Source organism: Xanthomonas sp. SHU 199, assembly GCF_000364665.1.
Taxonomy (GTDB): Bacteria; Pseudomonadota; Gammaproteobacteria; order Xanthomonadales; family Xanthomonadaceae; genus Xanthomonas_A; species Xanthomonas_A sontii.
This window is the reverse complement of sequence record NZ_AQOI01000646.1, coordinates 1-3,456: the sequence shown is the minus strand read 5'-3', so window position 1 is coordinate 3,456 and position 3,456 is coordinate 1. Positions and strand designations below refer to the sequence as shown.

The 3,456-nt window shown below is 71.8% G+C and carries 2 protein-coding genes; both read left to right on the top strand.

The annotated features are described in order from the left end of the window. The first annotated feature begins 270 nt into the window (after positions 1 to 270). A complete protein-coding gene (locus D183_RS0118565; protein WP_017910322.1) occupies positions 271 to 2,088 on the top strand; it encodes a copper resistance system multicopper oxidase in 1,818 nt (605 codons plus the stop codon). Next, the gene (locus tag D183_RS0118560) at positions 2,085 to 3,284 is read left to right on the top strand and encodes a copper resistance protein B (RefSeq protein WP_017910321.1); all 1,200 of its coding nucleotides are present in this window, start codon (positions 2,085 to 2,087) and stop codon (positions 3,282 to 3,284) included. Before D183_RS0118565 ends, D183_RS0118560 begins: the two co-directional genes overlap by 4 nt. The last annotated feature ends 172 nt before the right edge of the window (positions 3,285 to 3,456 follow it).

Here is a 3,456-nt window from a genome sequence, read left to right as displayed (position 1 = left end):
GCTGCCAATGTCCGCACGCGCAACCGCTGCCGGCCTTGCTGGCGATGCCGCTGGCGCTGCCACGCTTGCCACGCACCCTAATTGCCGCCGCTCCCCAGGCCGCGCACGGCGCGCCCGGCCTGCCGCGGCTGGAACGCCCTCCCAGCGCCTGAGCGCGCGCGGCCGCCTGCTGGGCGGTCTCCGGTGGCAGCGCACAGGCGCTGCCGCGTCCGTGCCTGCAGCGCCCTTCGGCGCTGCGTGGCGCATCGCATCCGCTGACGGACATCGCACATGAACCCATCTTCTTCCGGCCTGCCGGCGCTGCCGTCGCGGCGCCGCTTCGTCACCGGGCTGGCGCTGGGCGCCGCCGCCGGCCTCACCGGGCTGCCGCTGCGCAGCGCCCACGCCAGCGCGCTGGCCCGCAACGGCGCCGCGCCTTACGTGCTGCACGGCACTGACCTGGATCTGAGCATCGGCAGCACCCGGGTCAACTTCACCGGGCGCGAGCGCCCCGCCATCGCCGTCAACGGCAGCGTGCCGGCGCCGCTGCTGCGCTGGCGCGAAGGCGACACCGTGACCATCCGCGTGGCCAACCGCCTGCCCGGCCATACCCAGACCTCGGTGCACTGGCACGGCCTGCTGCTGCCGGCCAACATGGACGGCGTGCCGGGCATGAGCTTCGACGGCATCTACCCGGGCGAGACCTACCAGTACCGCTTCGCCCTGCGCCAATCCGGCACCTACTGGTACCACAGCCATTCGCTGCACCAGGAGCAGGCCGGGCTGTACGGCGCCATCGTGATCGACCCGCGCGAGCCGCCGCCGTATCGCTACGATCGCGAGCACGTGCTGCTGCTGTCGGACTGGACCGACCTGGATCCGGCGGCGTTGTTCCGGCGGCTGAAGCAGATGCCGTCCTACGACAACCTCTACCAGCGCACCGTCGGGGATTTCCTGCGCGACGCGCGCGAGGACGGGCTGCGCGCCACCCTCGCCGACCGCGGCATGTGGGGGCGCATGCGCATGACCCCCAGCGATCTGTCCGACGTCAACGGCAACACCTACACCTACCTGCTCAACGGCATGACCCCGGCCGGCAACTGGACCGGGCTGTTCCGTCCCGGCGAGAAGGTGCTGCTGCGCTTCATCAACGCCTCCAGCATGAGCTACTTCGACGTGCGCATCCCCGGGCTGAAGATGACCGTGGTCGCCGCCGACGGCCAGTACGTGCACCCGGTAAGCGTGGACGAGTTCCGCATCGCTGCGGCCGAGACCTTTGATGTGCTGGTCGAACCCAGCGGCCAGGACGCCTACACGGTGTTCGCACAGGACATGGGCCGCACCGGCCACGCGCGCGGCACGCTCGCCGTGCGCGAAGGACTGCAGGCACCGGTGCCGGCGAACGATCCGCGCCCGCTGCTGCGAATGCAGGACATGGGCCACGCGATGGCCGGCCACGCCGGCATGGAGCACGGCGCAGGCATGGCCATGCACGGTATGGAGGGCGGCTGCGGCGCGAACATGCACATGGCCGGCATGCCGGGCATGGACCACGCCGCGCACGCGGCTGCCAGCACTGCCGCCGCACCGGCGCATCCACGCAGCGAACGCGGCAATCCGCTGGTGGACATGCAGTCCTCCGCCACCGCGCCGCGGCTGGACGACCCCGGCATCGGCCTGCGCGACAACGGCCGCCGCGTGCTGACCTATGCCGACCTGCACAGCCTGTTCGAGGACCCGGACGGACGCGAGCCGGGACGCGAGATCCAGTTGCACCTAACCGGCAACATGGAGAAGTTCGCCTGGTCGTTCGACGGCATTCCCTTCGCCAGCGCCGAGCCGCTGCGGCTGAACTACGGCGAGCGCCTGCGCATCGTGCTGGTCAACGACACGATGATGCAGCACCCGATCCACCTGCATGGCATGTGGAGCGACGTGGAGGATGCCGCCGGCCGCTTCCAGGTGCGCAAGCACACCGTGGACATGCCGCCGGGCACGCGCCGCAGCTACCGCGTGCGCGCCGATGCGCTGGGCCGCTGGGCCTACCACTGCCACCTGCTGTACCACATGGACGGCGGCATGATGCGCGAAGTGCGGGTGGACGCATGAGCCGCCTCCACTTCTCGCCGCTCGCCCAGGCGACCGGCCTGGTGCTGCTGTTGGCGCACGCCGTGGCGCAGGCACAGCATGTCCACGTGGCCGACAGCGACGCCGATCTCCCTGCCGCGCCCTGCGCCTGCCCGGCAGCCGCCGCCAGCATGCCCATGGCGGACGCGACAACGGCACCGCAGCCCGACGCGGCAATAGACGGTGCCGTGGACCACGCCGCACTGGGCCATGCCGCGCACGCGCCGGCCATGCACGCCGCGCCTGCCACGCAGACCACAGCAGAGCACGCCGACGCCATGTCGCACGCGCACATGGACCACACCACGAAGGACCACGCGGCCGCGCCGGCGTCGCAGGTCGATCACAGCCACCGCGCGCATCACGCACACGACGGCATGCATCACGACCGCATGGACCATGCGACGCCGCCTGCACCCGAACCGACAGCGTGCCACTGTCCCGCGAGCGCCAACACATCGCTGCCGCGCGAGCCGATCCCGCCGATCACCGCCGCCGACCGTGCGACCGCGTTCCCGGTGCTGCGCGAGCACGGCATGGCGCACGGCGCGGCGCGCACCGGCTACCTGCTGGTCGATCGCCTGGAGGGCTGGGACAACGCCCACGGCAGCGGCCAGGCCTGGGAAGCGCGCGGCTGGTACGGCGGCGACATCGATCGGCTGTGGCTGCGCAGCGACGGCGAACGCGAGGGCGGCCGCACCACGGCGTCGACGCTGGAACTGGCCTATGGCCGCGCGATCTCGCCCTGGTGGGACATGCTGATCGGCGCCAGGCAGGCGTTCGCGCCGGGCCGCGCGCGGACCTCGGCCGCGTTCGGCGTGCAAGGCATGGCGCCGTACAAGTTCGAGGTGTCGGCCATGCTCTACGTCGGCGAGGGCGGCCATGCCAGCCTGCACCTGGAAGGCGAGTACGACGTGCTGCTGACCAATCGCCTGATCCTGCAGCCACGGCTGGAAGCGGAACTGGCCGCGCGCGACGATCCGGCGCATCGTACCGGCAGCGGCCTGGCCAGCGTGGAGGGCGGGTTGCGCCTGCGCTACGAAGTCACCCGCCGGTTCGCACCGTATGTCGGCGTGGAGCACGTGCGCAGCTTCGGCGACACCACCGACCTGCGCCGCGCCGATGGCGAGGCGGCGCGCGAGACGCGCTGGGTCGCCGGCCTGCGGTTCTGGTTCTGAGCGGACGGCAACGCGGCGCGGCGCTGTCCGTCGACGGTCGTTCTCCCCATCCAGGGTCGGCCGCAGTTCACCCGGTACATGCGAGGGTTCGGGCGGCCCTGTGCGCACCACGCACGCGGGGCTGTCACCGTCGATCGCCCAGGAGACCCGCTCGATGCACGAATCCGCCAAC

Bases quoted from the DNA above. Each gene is read 5' to 3' on its own strand.
- D183_RS0118565 (WP_017910322.1), top strand. From the start codon at position 271: ATGAACCCATCTTCTTCCGGCCTGCCGGCGCTGCCGTCGCGGCGCCGC.
- D183_RS0118560 (WP_017910321.1), top strand. From the start codon at position 2,085: ATGAGCCGCCTCCACTTCTCGCCGCTCGCCCAGGCGACCGGCCTGGTG.